General features: G+C 27.7%; 30 protein-coding genes. 27 read left to right on the top strand and 3 right to left on the bottom strand.

The window, feature by feature from the left end:
- Positions 1–309 precede the first annotated feature (309 nt).
- The gene (locus tag A500_RS19690) at positions 310–753 is read left to right on the top strand and encodes a hypothetical protein (protein ID WP_051993178.1); all 444 of its coding nucleotides are present in this window, start codon (positions 310–312) and stop codon (positions 751–753) included.
- 17 nt (positions 754–770) lie between these two features.
- The gene (locus A500_RS15700) at positions 771–1,076 is read left to right on the top strand and encodes a GNAT family N-acetyltransferase (protein ID WP_051993177.1); all 306 of its coding nucleotides are present in this window, start codon (positions 771–773) and stop codon (positions 1,074–1,076) included.
- A 340-nt stretch (positions 1,077–1,416) separates the two neighbouring features.
- Here the strand turns inward: A500_RS15700 and A500_RS15695 are convergent, their stop codons facing one another.
- Complete coding sequence (locus tag A500_RS15695; protein WP_016208549.1) at positions 1,417–3,072, bottom strand: recombinase family protein; 1,656 nt, start codon at positions 3,070–3,072, stop codon at positions 1,417–1,419.
- Positions 3,073–3,155: 83 nt separating this feature from the next.
- The gene (locus A500_RS19685) at positions 3,156–3,680 is read right to left on the bottom strand and encodes a helix-turn-helix domain-containing protein (RefSeq protein ID WP_016208548.1); all 525 of its coding nucleotides are present in this window, start codon (positions 3,678–3,680) and stop codon (positions 3,156–3,158) included.
- Between the two features lie 206 nt (positions 3,681–3,886).
- On the opposite strand from A500_RS19685, the gene A500_RS15685 reads away from it, so the two are divergent.
- Entirely contained in the window at positions 3,887–4,066 is a 180-nt protein-coding gene (locus tag A500_RS15685) for a hypothetical protein (RefSeq protein ID WP_040437003.1), read from the top strand.
- Here the strand turns inward: A500_RS15685 and A500_RS20535 are convergent.
- Positions 4,041–4,205: a hypothetical protein gene (locus A500_RS20535; RefSeq protein WP_157453684.1), complete on the bottom strand. Its 165-nt coding sequence runs from the start codon at positions 4,203–4,205 to the stop codon at positions 4,041–4,043. The genes A500_RS15685 and A500_RS20535 overlap by 26 nt on opposite strands.
- 73 nt (positions 4,206–4,278) lie before the next feature.
- Here A500_RS20535 and A500_RS20530 point away from each other — a divergent pair, with 73 nt between their 5' ends.
- The 24 genes from A500_RS20530 to A500_RS15590 form a co-directional block, all read left to right on the top strand.
- Positions 4,279–4,437, top strand: coding sequence for a hypothetical protein (locus A500_RS20530; RefSeq protein WP_157453683.1), 159 nt, complete (start codon positions 4,279–4,281; stop codon positions 4,435–4,437).
- Positions 4,438–4,452: 15 nt separating this feature from the next.
- Entirely contained in the window at positions 4,453–4,587 is a 135-nt protein-coding gene (locus A500_RS21770) for a hypothetical protein (RefSeq protein ID WP_278245132.1), read from the top strand.
- A 25-nt stretch (positions 4,588–4,612) separates the two neighbouring features.
- Entirely contained in the window at positions 4,613–4,762 is a 150-nt protein-coding gene (locus A500_RS20525; RefSeq protein ID WP_157453682.1) for a hypothetical protein, read from the top strand.
- A gap of 124 nt (positions 4,763–4,886) precedes the next feature.
- Complete coding sequence (locus A500_RS20520; RefSeq protein WP_157453681.1) at positions 4,887–5,051, top strand: hypothetical protein; 165 nt, start codon at positions 4,887–4,889, stop codon at positions 5,049–5,051.
- Entirely contained in the window at positions 5,048–5,200 is a 153-nt protein-coding gene (locus tag A500_RS20515; RefSeq protein WP_157453680.1) for a DUF6906 family protein, read from the top strand. Before A500_RS20520 ends, A500_RS20515 begins: the two co-directional genes overlap by 4 nt.
- Before the next feature lie 403 nt (positions 5,201–5,603).
- Entirely contained in the window at positions 5,604–6,422 is an 819-nt protein-coding gene (locus A500_RS15680) for a rolling circle replication-associated protein (RefSeq protein WP_016208547.1), read from the top strand.
- Positions 6,419–6,715: a hypothetical protein gene (locus A500_RS15675; protein WP_016208546.1), complete on the top strand. Its 297-nt coding sequence runs from the start codon at positions 6,419–6,421 to the stop codon at positions 6,713–6,715. The genes A500_RS15680 and A500_RS15675 overlap by 4 nt, the downstream gene beginning before the upstream one ends.
- Positions 6,716–6,727: 12 nt before the next feature.
- A complete protein-coding gene (locus A500_RS15670) occupies positions 6,728–7,243 on the top strand; it encodes a Holliday junction resolvase RecU (protein WP_016208545.1) in 516 nt (171 codons plus the stop codon).
- A 39-nt stretch (positions 7,244–7,282) separates the two neighbouring features.
- Positions 7,283–7,576 carry a hypothetical protein gene (locus A500_RS15665; protein WP_016208544.1) on the top strand — a complete coding sequence of 98 codons (294 nt, stop codon included), beginning with the start codon at positions 7,283–7,285 and terminating at the stop codon, positions 7,574–7,576.
- A gap of 22 nt (positions 7,577–7,598) precedes the next feature.
- On the top strand, positions 7,599–7,967 hold the full coding sequence (locus A500_RS15660; protein WP_016208543.1) for a Cas9 inhibitor AcrIIA9 family protein: 369 nt from the start codon (positions 7,599–7,601) through the stop codon (positions 7,965–7,967).
- Between the two features lie 25 nt (positions 7,968–7,992).
- Entirely contained in the window at positions 7,993–9,516 is a 1,524-nt protein-coding gene (locus A500_RS15655) for a PcfJ domain-containing protein (protein WP_016208542.1), read from the top strand.
- A 5-nt stretch (positions 9,517–9,521) separates the two neighbouring features.
- Positions 9,522–10,526: a DUF3102 domain-containing protein gene (locus A500_RS19680; protein WP_083935711.1), complete on the top strand. Its 1,005-nt coding sequence runs from the start codon at positions 9,522–9,524 to the stop codon at positions 10,524–10,526.
- Positions 10,527–10,539: 13 nt separating this feature from the next.
- On the top strand, positions 10,540–10,830 hold the full coding sequence (locus A500_RS15645) for a hypothetical protein (protein ID WP_157453679.1): 291 nt from the start codon (positions 10,540–10,542) through the stop codon (positions 10,828–10,830).
- A 39-nt stretch (positions 10,831–10,869) separates the two neighbouring features.
- Complete coding sequence (locus A500_RS15640) at positions 10,870–11,241, top strand: DUF3850 domain-containing protein (RefSeq protein WP_016208539.1); 372 nt, start codon at positions 10,870–10,872, stop codon at positions 11,239–11,241.
- Between the two features lie 12 nt (positions 11,242–11,253).
- Positions 11,254–11,526, top strand: coding sequence for a hypothetical protein (locus A500_RS15635; RefSeq protein WP_016208538.1), 273 nt, complete (start codon positions 11,254–11,256; stop codon positions 11,524–11,526).
- A 36-nt stretch (positions 11,527–11,562) separates the two neighbouring features.
- On the top strand, positions 11,563–11,823 hold the full coding sequence (locus A500_RS15630) for a hypothetical protein (RefSeq protein WP_016208537.1): 261 nt from the start codon (positions 11,563–11,565) through the stop codon (positions 11,821–11,823).
- A gap of 56 nt (positions 11,824–11,879) precedes the next feature.
- The gene (locus tag A500_RS15625; RefSeq protein ID WP_040437002.1) at positions 11,880–12,161 is read left to right on the top strand and encodes a hypothetical protein; all 282 of its coding nucleotides are present in this window, start codon (positions 11,880–11,882) and stop codon (positions 12,159–12,161) included.
- Positions 12,162–12,183: 22 nt separating this feature from the next.
- Positions 12,184–12,744: a hypothetical protein gene (locus tag A500_RS15620; RefSeq protein ID WP_016208535.1), complete on the top strand. Its 561-nt coding sequence runs from the start codon at positions 12,184–12,186 to the stop codon at positions 12,742–12,744.
- A gap of 33 nt (positions 12,745–12,777) precedes the next feature.
- Positions 12,778–13,374: a DUF5662 family protein gene (locus A500_RS19675; RefSeq protein WP_016208534.1), complete on the top strand. Its 597-nt coding sequence runs from the start codon at positions 12,778–12,780 to the stop codon at positions 13,372–13,374.
- Between the two features lie 35 nt (positions 13,375–13,409).
- Positions 13,410–13,841, top strand: a complete 432-nt coding sequence (locus tag A500_RS15610) for a hypothetical protein (protein ID WP_016208533.1) — start codon at positions 13,410–13,412, stop codon at positions 13,839–13,841.
- Positions 13,816–14,319, top strand: a complete 504-nt coding sequence (locus A500_RS15605) for a hypothetical protein (RefSeq protein WP_016208532.1) — start codon at positions 13,816–13,818, stop codon at positions 14,317–14,319. Before A500_RS15610 ends, A500_RS15605 begins: the two co-directional genes overlap by 26 nt.
- A gap of 202 nt (positions 14,320–14,521) precedes the next feature.
- Positions 14,522–14,872 carry a hypothetical protein gene (locus tag A500_RS15600; protein WP_016208531.1) on the top strand — a complete coding sequence of 117 codons (351 nt, stop codon included), beginning with the start codon at positions 14,522–14,524 and terminating at the stop codon, positions 14,870–14,872.
- 75 nt (positions 14,873–14,947) lie between these two features.
- Positions 14,948–15,208 carry a hypothetical protein gene (locus tag A500_RS15595; RefSeq protein WP_016208530.1) on the top strand — a complete coding sequence of 87 codons (261 nt, stop codon included), beginning with the start codon at positions 14,948–14,950 and terminating at the stop codon, positions 15,206–15,208.
- 52 nt (positions 15,209–15,260) lie between these two features.
- A partial coding sequence (locus tag A500_RS15590) for a hypothetical protein (RefSeq protein WP_016208529.1) occupies positions 15,261–15,675 on the top strand: 415 nt, incomplete at its 3' end.

Here is a 15,675-nt window from a genome sequence, read left to right as displayed (position 1 = left end):
TTTAATACGTATATCTCTTAATAAGGATAATTTTACTAAAAAAATATTAACTTTTCTCTTATGGTATTGTAGCAAAGTGTGTTATTAATTATGCTATTATATCTTGACCTAAATATTATTAAGGAAGTATACTAATTTATATAGAGAATAAAGGGGTTTATAAATAATGTTAGAAAAATTGACATTAAATAACATGGAGTCATTTAAAGAATTATATTCTAAAAGCTTAAAGAAGCTAAACTATGATAAGGATTTTTTAAATGCTATGATAATCAAAACTTTTTAATTAAGTTTTTGTATAGAAAATTTATGAGAATAATAAAATTAGATAATACTTCTATAGGCTATATATGGTATGAAACACCAATGGATAACTTTATTAAGGTTTGGGCTTTATATATAGACAGTAAATATATAAACTTAATTAAAGAAAATATACTATCTTCTTTTAATAGTAATATTTTATCTTATGAAGCTGTTGATACTGTAGAGAATAATATTATTTTAGATAAATTAGGTTTTAAAAAGCAAAGATATACTTTACTTATGAAAATGAATATAGAAAATTATAATAATAATGAAAGAATTTATGATATATATAATAAAATTATAAATAATTATTATTTTAAGAATCATTTTAATTCATCCACAGTATTTTCTACAAGAAAATTAATAATAGGTAAGGACGAAGAATTAAGATGTAATATTCAAAATGATATTTTGGTGAATGGAATAGACGACCTCTTACTATAGATGATATATATAGTGACATGACTCAAGATTATTTTCTAAAAGATTTGTGTATATTTGGAATGATTAATAACTTGTATATTGGGTATGGTCAAATAATATTTAATAGAGATATGTACACAATAGTTAACTTCGGAATAATAAAGGATTTCCGAGGCATTGGACTAGGAAAATTACTCTTGAATGATATAATACTTTATGCTAAAAAATCGGGAATAAAAGAATTAGCCATTAGAGTTGATAGTAACAATACTGCTGCAATCAATTTATATAAATGGATTGGATTTAAAGAAAGTTATAAGATTGTTGTATGGGAAAGACCATAAAAAATGTATATATGTTTTCTTACTTTATAGATTAGATTTAATGGAAGTCATTCATAGAATATCCTTTTGAAAACTTAAGGAATGAAATTTAGATATGGGACTGCTTAAATGCAGTCCTTTTAAATACCAAAATAAATTAAAGGAATTTAGCAATTTTTGCTTTAAGTATTTTAAATTTGTTAGATATTTATTATAATGTTAATGGGGAAAATATATTTTTAAAATAGCAAGGAGAATACTTATGAAGGAAGAAGTTAGAGATTTGAAATATTATATAGAAACTTGGGGATGTCCGTTGGTAGAAGTAAAGAAGTGTTGTAAGATGTGATTTTTCCTAGGTTTAAGAGTTGTATAGGAAGGTAACAATTAAACCATTTTTAAATTCTACTGATTTTACTTGTTTATCTTTAACAATAATTTTATTAATAAGAGTATTAATAAAATCCTTTATAATATCTCTTCCAGTGTTATTAATAAGAGATTTAATTTTTATATTACCTTTCATAAGTTGTTTAGAAAGTTCTAATGTAGTTACATTTAAAATAAAGTTTATATTATAGCTAGATGATTCTTTAGTAATAGAGTTATCTAGTTTTTTATTTATTTCTTTGATTTTATCATTTATAGTATTCTTTTTAATTATATAGTCTTTAGTAGACATTTCAGCTTCATCAAAGAGGTATAAATCTTCTAGTTTGCTAAGTGCTTTTTGATATTTTTTAAGTTGAGATTGAAGCTGCTCAATATTAAAATCAATAACTTTATTTTCTTTATCTTTTTGTAACTTAAAAGTACTTTTATTAGAAAAATAAATAGAATTAAATACATGATCTATTTCTTTTATTCCAATTATATTTTTAAATGTATTCCCTAAAAGTAAGTTTTCTTCAAGTTCATTTACAGACAAAGTTTTTCTAATTTTAGATATTTTCATCATATTAGATATAAAGTTTAATATGAATTCTGCAACTATAGTATCACTTACAGTTTTTTGACTGCAGCCTAATTTATTATATCTACCTTTACATGCATATAAAGAAGGAGTATAGCCATCTAGGTGAGGTTTATCCTGTTTTGCATACATATTGTTACCACATTCACCACATTGAATTAAACTAGAAAATATATGAGTTTTCACATTGCTTCTGAATTTAGCATTATTTCTTTCAGCGTTTAAGTCCATAATAGCATTACACTCTTGCCATAGATCTTTGGTGATAATAGCTGGATGGTTATCCTCAACAATTATCCATTCATTTTCTTTTTTCTTTTTACCCCTAGCGGATTCTCTATAATTATATCTATAAGTACCTTTATAGAATGGATTTCTTATAATATCACTAACTGTTTTTGTGGTCCAGCTGCCATCCCTTTTAGTTTTTAATTTATTTTCATTTAGCATATTTCTAACTACAGAAGTTGACTCACTTTGTTTATACATAGAAAATATTAGTTCAACAGTTTTCTTCTCCATTTCATCTATAACAGGGAATTTAGAAACCTTATCCCAAGCATATCCTAAAGGAAGAGGAGCTCCATTCCATAAACCTTTGGTAGCTCTATCTATCATTACAGCAGTTACTCTTTCACCAGTTAGTTTTCTTTCAAGTTCAGCGAATACCAGGATTATTTTTAACATTGCTTCCCCCATAGCGGAAGATGTATCAAATTGTTCATTTTTACTAACAAATGTACAATTATATTTTTTTAACTCTTCATACATATCACAAAAATCAATTAAATTTCTCGAAATTCTATCTATTTTCCAAACAAGCAAGTGAGAGAATTCTCCTGTTTTTATTCGATTAATCATTTGTTGATAATCTGGCCTACTAGTATTTTTTCCACTATACCCAGCATCTTCAAATATTTCATAATCATCAATTCCAAGTACAAACTTAGAATAATTAATTAAATCACTTTTTTGAAGAGGAAGGGAATCTTTATCTGCTTGGTAAGTAGTAGAAACTCTTACGTATATAGCAACTTTCTTCATTTTATCCTCCTTAGAATTTAAGAGCTATGATATACATAACTCTTAGATACTTCATTTAAAATATTAAAAATTTTTGATTTCATTTAAGCGAGATTTTGATTTTCTGAGTTTTCTTCTGAATTTTCTGAAGCTGAGTATATTTCCCCTTTTTGCTCTGCTACAAGTTCTTGTTTAAATGCTTTAAGTTCGTAATCTATAATTGGATCTTCATCAAGTTGTTGTGTAGCAGTAACTTCATCATCTTTGGCTATAGCTTTAGCAAAGTTAAGGGCAAGATCCTGCAGGACTGCTTGCTGCTCTGAAGTTAGATTTAAAAAAGCTTCAATAAATTTTACACCTTTTAAATCAAGGTTATATTCTGAAGCTAATTCAGCAACTATAGTAGAATCTTTTTCTATGAACATTTCACCAGTGCCATTACGAAGCCATTCTTCATTGACATTAAACTCGTTACATATAAGAAGTATTGTTCTATCAGTAACGTTTCTATCTCCTGATTCCATTTGTCCTATTGCTGTAGATTTTAGTCCTATTTTTTCTCCAAATTTAGCTTGGGTTAAATCTAATATATCTTTTCTTAAAATTTTTATTCTATCTCCAATATTCAAGTTTTCACCTCCCAAAATAAAAGTAACATAAAAAATCTCACAAAGCAATAATTATTTTAAAAAAGTATTGACTTAAATATTGTTTTGTGAGATTATAATATCACAAAGCAAGAAAATATTTGAACAGCTACAGCTCTTTAGTAGTTTTCAGTTCAAAAGTTAGTTGGTAGAAGTATAGGAAATATTGATAGAAAGGAAGTGAGGGAATGGAGAATAAAAAAGAAACTGCTCAAGAAATGCGAGTTCAAGAGCAGTTAAATGTAAAAGAAGCAAATCAACTATTATGGCAACAATTTAAAAGATATGCTTCTTGTGAACAATTAAAGGAAACTGAATTTAAGAATATGTTAGAGATATACTCTATTTTGTTTCCTTTTCGTCCATAGATTCGATTAGTTGTTTGCAAGTATTAAAAACATCTTTAAGTCCATCGTTATCAATTGGTTTAGTTCTTCCACAGGAATTCCAAGAATTAATAAAGGATATGGTTAATTCAGTTACTAGTTCTTTATTAGTTTTTGACATAATATCACCCCCTTTAACGAAATTTTACCATATTTGTTTAAAAGGGACAATAAAGAAAGGAAGTGTATAAATTATGGAAAATAAATCTATATTTCAACAAAAGAAAATAGATGCAAAAGAGATAGCAAAAATATTTAGTAAATTAACAGAGGAACAAAAAGATACAATGCTTACTGTGGCTATGGGATATGAGCTTCTGAATAATAGAAAAAGTAAACCATTAATTAATTAGAAGAGGAGAAAAAAAGTGTGTAGACATAAAGGAATTTTAAGGCATAACTCACAAGGAAGATATGCCTTTGAAGATGGATATTATTTTACAAATGAAGATGGGGAATCTATTCATAATCTTAGTGGAATAGAAGCTAAATTAATTGATTAAGTTTTATAACCAGGAGGGACAGATAATGAGTATAACAATAGAAAAAGCATGGGAGCTGCTAAAAGAAAAAGGCATTGAAACAGAAGAAGAATTGCAAAAGGAATTAAAAGAAAATCCTATTGAAATTGGTATGTTTACAATGCCTTTTCCTAAAGAAATTGAAAAAGTTAATTAAGTAATAATAACAAGGGGAGAGGTTACATTCAGTAAAAAACTTAAAGAGATAAGGAGAAAAAATATATGAATAAAACTTTATTAATAAATAGTAATTCTATTCGATTAGGAAGGAAATTAAATCTATGGGAAAGGATATGGAGAAATATCACAAGATAGAAAAAGAAATTAATAGACTAAAGAAACTTGGATATAAAAGAGAAGAGATTTTAAAAAATGCAAAAGAAAATCTTAAAGATAATGAGTTAACAGAACTAAAAATATGTTATGAAAAGGGGGAAGGGAATTGAAGAATCCTAAGAATCTTACATTAAAACAAAAGAAATTTTTAGAATCACAAGGATTAAATGCAGATGAATTTCTTATTATAGCAGCACCGGTTGACTATTATAAATTCTTTCATGTGTTAAGTGGCAAAGAAGTGGTTATAAGAAGATGATATGTAAAATATGTGGACAAACTAGTAATTCATGGAGCCATTGTCCGAGAACTGGGTTGATATGTGATAAGTGCTGCATTAACTGCCAACATATAGACTATAGTACAAGCTATATAAGGTGTACGTATAAGAAAAAGTTAAAAAGGACATGAAAAAACACATTACTATACATTTGCACCGTAGACGTAATGTGTTTTTACAAACCGAAGTATAAAGAAAATATCTTTATACTTATTCTATAACTTTAAAATTGGTATGTCAAATATACCCTATTATTTTTTTATTTTTTTTGGTACCGAAAGGGCTTTAGGGGGCTTGTAATAGATACTATATTTAGTTACAGTCTATAAAATTTAAAGAAGAAATAAGAAAAGAATAGATTAAAAGAAAGGATAGAATATAGATGTTTATTAGAGGAAAGACAAAGAAGATAAGAAAGAAGAAACATGTAAAAACAAAAGAATCATTAGAGATATTAAAAGCATCATTCTACCCTGTATATGATGATGTGGAAAAGAGTAAGAGTAGGAAACAAAAAAACAAACAATCAAAAAAAGAACAAAAGGATTGGAATGAAAAGAATTCAAAAGAATACTTTTTTGAAAAAGCACATTGCAATTTTGATACTACAGATTATGTATGGCATACAACATTTTCAGACGAGCATAGACCTTCAACAGTAGAAGAAGCTGAAAGAATTTTTAGAAATTTAATGATAAGCATTAATAGATATAGAAGAAAGATAGGATTAGAAAGAGCAAGATATATGGCAGTTATTGAATTTGGAGATAGTGGAAAGATACACTGGCACATATTAATGGATGGTGATCTTCATAGAGATATACTTGAAACATTTTGGAAGAAAGGAACATCTAATGTAGATAGATTACAACAAGATGAAGAAGGAATAAGAAAGCTATGTAAGTATATGCTAAAAGATCCTAAAGGAAAGAAAAGATATAAATGTTCAAGAGGAAATTTAGAAGAACCACCAGCACCAACAATAAATGATAATAAATTTACAAAAAGAGAAATGATAAAGATGGCAACTAATCCACCTACTAAAGAAGAAATAGGGAGGTGGTATCCAGGATATACATTAACAAAATTCGATATAAAGGTAGATGATGTGTACGGTGGGGTATATATGAATATTGAAATGAGAAGATATGTAAAAAATGAAAATATTATTTATAAAGATGTTGGGAAGGTGAGTAAATGAATATAGAAGAGGACTTGAAAATTTGTAAAGACATAATGGAACAATACAAAAAGTTAACAACAGAAAATGTAGAAGAAGCATTTAAATTAAGCCAAATATCTATTTCTATGTATGACAGGCTTAATGAATTAAGGCTACAAGTAAATATGCTGGAGATAAAAGAAAGACACACTAAGTCAGATATAAAAGAATACTTAAGAAGCAAAATGAAGCTAATGGAATATATACATGTAGAAAGTAGAGCTATATTTAATGCTGCAAACAATGATTATAGAAAAATAAAAAGAGATTAGAAGGTGAATGGTATGGCAAAAAATCTAGACATGGCTAATAAGGGCAGACAGTTTGAAGAAGAGGTAATAAGAGCAAATAGATATTACAAAAATAAAGGACTAGCTTTAGTGCAAAAGATAAGTACACCTTGGAATGTAGTAAGAAGAGGCAAACAAATTATATCGGCATTTCCGCAAGGTAAAAGTACATTGGACTTTAGAGGGACAATAAAGGGTGGACTATCTATATCTTTTGATTGCAAGGAAAGTGAAGATGAAAAAGGATTGCCTTTAAAGCATATCCAGGAACATCAAATAGATTATATTAGAGCTGCATTGGAAATGAACGAAACAAGTTTTATATTATGTTCAGCCAAAAAACTAAGAAAAGTATTTTTTCTTCAAGGGGAAATAGTAATTGAATATTGGGATAGGTGGCAAGAAAACAAAGGCAAAAGAGGATATAACTATATACCTTATCTAGATATGAAAGAAATATTTTATGGAGAAAATGCTAATTTAGATTATTTAAAGGTGCTAGAAAAATAAAAGGATATAAAAATTAATAAAAGGTGAGGGGATATATAAATGAGTAAAGCAGATATAACAGTTAAAGAAATACAAATTACCTATCCATTATTAGATTCTGATTTTAAAAAGGAAAGCATTAAGGATTATGACTTAGCTATATTAGGTATATATGCAGAAAAGTGCGGCAGTGGATTTAAAGTTAAGAAAATCTATAAGACAAATAAGCGAGGAACAAAGGTTAAATATGAAGCTATAAAAGATAAAGATGATTTTGACAATTATATAGAAAAAGTTAAAGAGTTAATCAATGTACACAATGAGAAGTATGGAACTAAATTAAAGATATATTAAGAAATATAAGGGGGAATTAAAAATGTTAAATAAAGCTATTAAAAAGATTAATGATGAAATCGAAAAAGAAAAGAATCCGTACGTAAAAGTTATTGGAGAATATCTATTAAAAGTTATAGCAGGTAATGAGGGAGCAGCAGAAAAGATATTAGCAGCAGATAAAACTATAATGAAAAGCTTAGAAGCTATGAGAAAAGCAGCAGAGAAAAACAAAGTAGGAAACATGGCCATGATTAGTGATGAAGAAGGGTTTGCTATAGTACTAAAATATTTTGAAATTAAGAGAGAGAAAAAGAATGATATTAACGATAAAAAAGTTATAGATTTTAAGGCTAAGAAAGAAGAAAAAGAAGAGGACATATTCAATGTGTCATTAGATGATTATATATAAAATCTAAAAGTTTGAGGGTGAGAAAATGGAGAATAAAATAAAGGAGTATTTAAAACATTTTGGTAAGGAAATTATAACAAAAGAAATAGAGGAATATGCAGTAGAAGAAGCTTTAAAACATAGTAGATATATATTTACAGAAAGAAGAGGAAGAAAACAATATGGATATTGCACATATTGTAAAAATGAATTTGAAACAGACGGATTAAAACATAAAAAAAGCAGCGTATGTCCTCATTGTAGAAGCGAAGTTCAGGTAAGAGCATCTGGAAGAGGAAGAAAATATATGTTTGATGAATCCTATTTTGTCTATTTTGAAAAATCTAAAATAGATAAAGATGTAATAATAGCAAAAGGAATAGCAGCAGATAAAAGTTACAAAGGTGATTATAAAGAATCAACTATAAGATATTACATTAAAGCATTATATATCTTTGAAATTAATAATCCAGTAATGTTGATAAATCAATATTGGGGGAACGATATTGAAAATTTTAGAAAAGCAGGCAGTATATATCCAGTAACAATAAATTCTATTAATTGTATGTACTTGACAAATTTAAATAGTTTAGATAAAGCAGTAGAGAATACACCTTACAATTATAGTATGTATAGGGAATACACAGGCGTATCAGGAATAATAAAGTATTTAGGATTCTATAGCAAATATCCTAAAATAGAAGATTTAACAAAGTTAGGATTTAAGGAACTAGTAATTGCAAAATTATGGGGAAGCCAAACGTACAGCTCTGTAAATTGGAAGGGTGATACAGTTTTTAAAATGCTAAAGGTAAATAGAGCAGGGTTAAAAGAATTAAGAGGACTTGAAGGGAGAAAATCAACTCTTTTCATAAAATTATATCAGTTAAATAGCAAAGAGAAAAACAAGTTAAGTTTGGAAGAATTAAAAAAATTAGAGAGACAGGTAGAGAGGGACTACACAAGCTTTAGATACATTTTAAGATATACATCATTATATAAAGCCAATAAATATATAAACAAGCAAGAAAAAGCATATGTAAATAAATTCTATAGGGGATTATTAGGAGTAATAACAGACTGGAAAGATTATATAGAAGATTGCAAGAAGTTAAAAATGGACATTACAAAAGAAAGTGTATTGTTTCCTAAAGATTTATACAAAGCTCATCAAAATACTATAAAACAAGTAAAATACCAAGCTGATAAATTGTTAGATGAAAAAATGAAGAAAAGAGAAGAGGCAATAAATAAGAAGTACTATTTTGAAGATAAAGACTACATCATAAGAGCAGTGAAAAACACAAAAGAAATAATAGATGAAGGAGCTACATTACATCATTGTGTAGGTGGATATGCAGATAAACACGCAAAGGGTGAAACTAATATTCTATTTATAAGAGAAAAGGAAAATATAGACAAGCCTTATTATACTATGGAAATAAAGAATAATAGGATAGTCCAAGTAAGAGGGTTTAAGAATGAAGATCCAGGAAAGAAATTAAATAAATTCATAAATAAATTTAAAGCACTGAAGATAGAAAAGGTTAAAAGTAAGAAAATAGCTTAGGGGGAATGAAGAAGATGAATAATGTACAAATAATTAGAACTGCAGATATGATAGCAGCAGAAATTAATGCTATAAAAGACCAAACAAGAAATATAGTTTTATATAACTCTATAGAAATTGGAAGAAGATTAGTAGAAGCAAAGGAAATAGTAGGCCATGGAGAGTGGTCAAACTGGTTAGAAAAATCAGTAGACTATAGCCAAAGAACAGCAAATAATTTGATGAAGATTTTTAAGGAATATGGTGCTAGTCAAATGTCACTTTTAGGGGACAATTTAAATTCGCAAACGTATGCGAATTTGAGTTATAGTCAGGCTTTAGCACTAATTGGATTAGAGCCTGAAGAGAGAGAAAGTTTTGTAAAAGACAATAAAATTGATGATATGAGCACTAGAGAATTACAGGCAGCTATTAAAGAAAAACAAAAACTAGAAGAACAATTAAAAGCTAAGGAAGAAGAGGCAAATAAAAATAAAGAAAAGATTAAAAAATACCAGGAAGAAAATAAAAAAATAAAAAGTAAAATAGACGAAATTAATTCAAAAAAGCAAGAAGAATTAACAAATAGAGAAGTAGAGATAGAGAACTTAAGAAATCACATAAATAGCTTAGAGAAAAAGATAGAAGAAGAAAAAGAAAATGCCAGGGATCCTGAAGCAGAAGAGGAGATAAACAAAACGACAAAGTTGTTGCAAGAAAAAGCAGTCGAATTAGGACAAGCATTAAAAGAAATAGAAAGCTTAAAGAAGGAACTAGAAGAAAAACCAATAGAAATAAATGCAGAGATACCAGAAGAAGTTATAAAAGAACTGGAAGAATTAAGAGATAGAGTATCTAAAGCTACTAGTCAAAATGAATCTTCTGTAAAGTTCAAAATTTACTTTAATGAATTAGCAAAAGGATTTTCAGATCTATTAAAATCCTTAGGAGAAATAGAAGAAGAGGAAATAAAAGAAAAATATAAATCAGCAGTAAAGAAGTTAATAAATGATATGGATAACAAATTATAAGAAGGTGAGAGTTGTGGCAGAAAAAAACAAAACAAGAACTATTATTGCTAGAGAGTACATTAAAGAAAACATAGGAAGGCAGAAAAGATATGAAATACTGGAGCATTTAGAAACTAAGTGCTCCTTGAAGATGACAACACTAGAAACTCTATATAAAGAAGTCAAATCAGAGGATGAATTAGAGAAAAGGAATAAGGCTAGAGAAAAGAAAAAACAAGAAGAACGTGAGATAAAGTCCAGAGGTAAAAAAAGACACTTTTTCTATTTTGATGATACAAAGCTGTATAAAGATATAAAAAAATAAAAATGAGGGTGTGAGAAAAATGATAATAGGTACAGGGGTATGACAATAGCTATAATGTTGATACTTATATTCTTTAGGGGAGCAAGTGAAAGAAATAAAATATTAAAGTATCATGCAAATTCTAGAACTAATAAAGAAGAAAGTTCAGTAGAGAAAGAAGAGGGTAAAATAATACATGAACTAAAAACTGAAAGCAAATATTTCAAAGCAGTATGCACAGGCAAGAAAAAGTTTGAAGTTAGAAAAGATGATAGAAATTTCAATATTGGAGATACTCTGAAATTAGTTGAATATAAAGATGGGAGATTTCAGTATGCAGAATGTAATGTAACTATAACCTATATTTTAGGACGTAATGAAGATGAAAGGAAATATGTACCAGAAGGGTATGTAATATTAGGAATTAAGTAAGGGAGAGATAAGATGAAATATTTAGATTTTAAAGGTTGTGGAGCTTGTAAGCTTAATGAATCATGTAAAGAGTATAAGAAAAATGTAAATATAACATTCGACAAAAGTGAAAAGGCTGATAATTGGGGAAGAATTGTTACTGTTTTTTCTAAAGGGGAAACGGTAAGGGGTGAAGCTGTCATAAAAGATGATAAAATTTATTGTGCTTCAGCTCAATCTAATATCTATGAAGGATATGAGGACTTCATAGGATTAAACCATGTAACTATAGAAGTATTAGAGTAATTTGTAAAAAAGTGTGGAAAAGAAAGGATGTTATAAATGGCAAGATCATCTAGTGAAATATTAATAAGAGGGGATTTAAGACCATGTATAGTAATCAATAGAAAAGCATTATTCCATAAATGGAGTGATAAAAGCAAAATAGTAGAACCATCACTTATGATAGGCGGACATAATGGAGGAGTATTAAAATATACAGTAGGAATTATTGAGTATGAAGATGGAGTGGTTACAGAATGTTATCCTTATGAAATAAAATTTGTAGATGGAAAAGTAAAGGAATATTGTTTTGAGAATTAGTTTCGTGATCTGTAAAAATTGGGACTGAAAAAGTCATAAGGGAGGTTTAAAGTTAAGTGGTGGAAAAGTTATTAGAAAAATTAAGAGAGCTTGAAATTGGAGATAGAATAACACTGGTGATGGAGAATTTTTTCGGGGGGACAATAGAAACGAGAGCAACATATAAAGGGAATTTAAAACCATATGGATATATTAGTGAAAATTCAGGAGGATGGGCTTTGTATCCATGCGAAGCATATAACATTCAATGTTATAAATTCAATATCATACCTTATAGATGTATTCATCCAAGGATGATAAGTTTATTTGATGTTAAAGACGTCAGAAAAGGATGGTAAATAATTAGAAGAGGGTGACAATGTGGCTAAAACAGAACTTACTAAGCAGCTAGAAAAAGCAATAATAAAAGAAACATCTAAGTGGTTTGGTTGCTTAGAAGTTACTATAGGTTGGTACGGGAAACAAAGAGTAGATTTCATGACAATGGATAGTAAAGAGATATTTAGATGTTATGAATTGAAAATAAGTAAATCGGATTTTAATAGTAATCATGGGCATAATTTTGTTGGACACTATAATTATTACGTTATGCCAAAAGAATTATATGAAAGGGTTAAAGAGGAAATCCCGAAGCATATAGGAGCATATATACTTGAAAGTAATTCCTTAAGGTTAATAAAAAAACCTAAAAAACAGGAACTTATAAAAGATATAGAAATACTAAAGAATTCAATGATACGTTCATTATATAGAGATGTATGTAAATTTTATAATCAGTCGGAGGAATGTATTTTAGATTATTACAAAAGAAGAATTAATAGATTAGAAAAAGAATTAAGAAATGCAAATAGATTATATTTAGAAACATCTAATGAATTATTTAAATATAAAAGACATGGTAAAGATTTTATTGAAGATTAATTTGTTTATATTACGAATTTAAGGAGAGAAGATATGAAGAAATACTGGTTATATTTCAAATATATTATAGAACATAAGAAGAATGTATTTTTAGAGTGTAGAAAAGTTAAAGGAATGTGGTTACATGGAATAACGCACGATTTAAGCAAATTTCTACCTTGTGAATTTATACCATATGCTAGAAAGTTTTATGGTAATTATCCACCTAATGCACTTCTTAAAGATATAGGATATAAAAACATTAAAACAAAAGAAAGTATTGAAGAAGATTTTCAAAAGGCTTGGGAACATCACTATAAGAATAATCCACATCATTGGAATTACTATGATGGTGAGGATATGGATTACAAAGATATAGATAAAATGTTATGTGATTGGAAAGCGATGGGCAGAAAGTTTGGAGATACTGCACAAGAATTTTATTTGAAAAACTACAAGAAAATGAATTTGAGTTGGAATACAAGAATGTATATAGAATTAGCATTAGACTTAAATTTTAGTGAAGCACATGGTTATGGTCATACAATGGAGAAGTTCGCAGAAATGTATGATAAAGAAACTTATGATAATTATTTTGGATGGATAAAAGAAAGATATAAAATTGATACTTATGAAATATTAAAGAAGTAGTTCGCAATTCAAACATATTGGGAGGGAATAGAGAAGTGGAGAAAATGTTAATTGAATCTGGTGTATTCATAAAAAATAAATTAGGGTTGTGCAATACAAAAGGTTGTTATAGAAAAGCAGTAGAAGATATAGAAATAGAGTGTATAAATGTTGAGAGATGTCTATGTAAAAAGCACTTGGAGCAGTATAAAGAACTAACTAAAAAATATTATATTGGAATAGATATGGCAAGTGAAGAGGATAGAACTTTTATATCCAAAGCATTAGTATCAACTAATGAAGCTGTTTTAGTAGCAGTTAATGAGGTCAAGCAAGAGAAAAATAAAAGTGAACATGAGAAACAACTAGACAAGCTATATAAATTACTTAAGAGAGTAAGAAAAAACAGGGTAAAGAAGAAAATAAATAAGAGAATTTCTAAACTAAAAGGGGATGAGAAATGTGGAAAACATAGAAGAGATAGTTAGAGAAACGGTAGTAACAACAATAAAAGAATATGAGAAAAAGATAAATGAGCATAACAGAAGAAAAATACTATATAATACAAAGCTATTATTAAAGAATTATAATGAGTTAAAGAATCATGCCTTAAATGCAGTATATAAAAACATAGATTGTGAAGAGGTAGATAAAGAAAATGGAGAGGATGTAAACTACAGTGATGATGAGATACTAATAGAATCAATAAAGAAGAGTAAAGCTAAAACAATTATTATGATAGCTCATATAGATGTAGCATTAGAGAGAGTTAAAGTAAAATATAAAAATAAAGGAATTTTCGAGAAATACAAAGCATTAGAGTTATACTATATCGAAGAGAAAGAAAAGGAAGAAATAGCAAAAGAGATAAACTGTAGTATAAAAAGCGTAGGAAGATGGATAAAGGAAGTAGAAGAGGATATAGGAATAAATTTATTTGGTATTAATTCTATGAGTATGCATTAAGATAACTGTCCAAAAGCTGTCCAAAAGTTGTCCTTTTAATGTCCTTTCAATCATGTTAATATAGTATCATAGAATAACCCTCAAAAGGACAGGATTACAAATTAAAAGCATTTAATGATTATTCATTAGGTGCTTTTAATATATTTATAAGAGGATATTTAAAACTTTTATAGAATATTATTACAGATAGGAGGGTGAGGACATGAAAAGAGCGAGTTTTATAGTTGGATTAATAGGAGGAATATTAGGAGTAATAAGCAGCGGAATGTTATTATTTTCAGGCTTAAATATGAAAGTAACAGAAGCAGCAGCATCAAAAGTAATAATGTTTGCAATAATAGGATTGTTACTTAGCATATTAGCACTAGTAGGAGCTTGTATTAATAATAAGAAAGTATTAACAGGAATATTTATATTGATAGGAGCTATAGCTAATATACCATGTACATTATTTAGTATAAGTGCAGATAATCCAATTACTTTTATAATGTGTGCGGTAGTAGCAATATTGTTATTAGTAGCTGGAATAATGAGATTGTGTGTAAAAGAATAAATAAGAATGGTTAAGAACTCTAGAGATAGAGTTCTTTTGTTAATATATAATAAATATAACAAGGAGGTGCATAGCTTGAAAGTCATATGTACTAAAGGATGCAACAAACAATTTGAGAAGCCTATTTTTAAAGAGAAGAAGTTAAAAGAAGATATAAGAGAAATATATTTTAAATGTCCTCATTGTGGAGTAAAGTACACTTGTTTTTATACAGATAGAGAAATAAGAAAACTACAGGCATTGCAAAGAAAAACAAAAGATGTTAAAGAATTTGATAAATTAAAAGAAAAAGTAACAAATAAAATGAATAAGTTAAAAGAAAATATGAAGAAATAAAAGAACTCTATTTAATTTTGATAGGGTTCTTTTTATTTAAGGAGATGAAGAAATGATATTTAGTTCAAAAAGAAAGAGTAGCAATGAGAATTTAAAGAAACTAGCAGCATTAAAAGATAAAGCTAATGAAGGAATAATGTTACAAGAGAATATAGAAGTAGTTAATTATAACAAGTACGAGGTTTGGACAGAGGAGGAATTCAAAAAATATCATCTTGGCATATCTAGATCTGATAAGAATCAAATTGATAATAGATGGATTAAGTGTTCAAAAGGATATAACTTTGTAATAGCCGTATATAGGGAATGTATAAAAGGTTACGATATATATTCAGTTGGAAAGTTCAATGAATTATTTAGCAGAGAAAAAGAAAAGGAAATATCTACATCAATAAAAGAAGATGATATAAAAATAAAGGATATATCTATAGAAACAAATCTAATATATACTGACAACGAATTAATAG

This window comes from Clostridium sartagoforme AAU1 (genome assembly GCF_000401215.1).
Classification (GTDB): Bacteria; Bacillota; Clostridia; order Clostridiales; family Clostridiaceae; genus Clostridium; species Clostridium sartagoforme.
The sequence above is the reverse complement of the archived record's forward strand: the minus strand, read 5'-3'. Positions and strand labels throughout refer to the sequence as shown.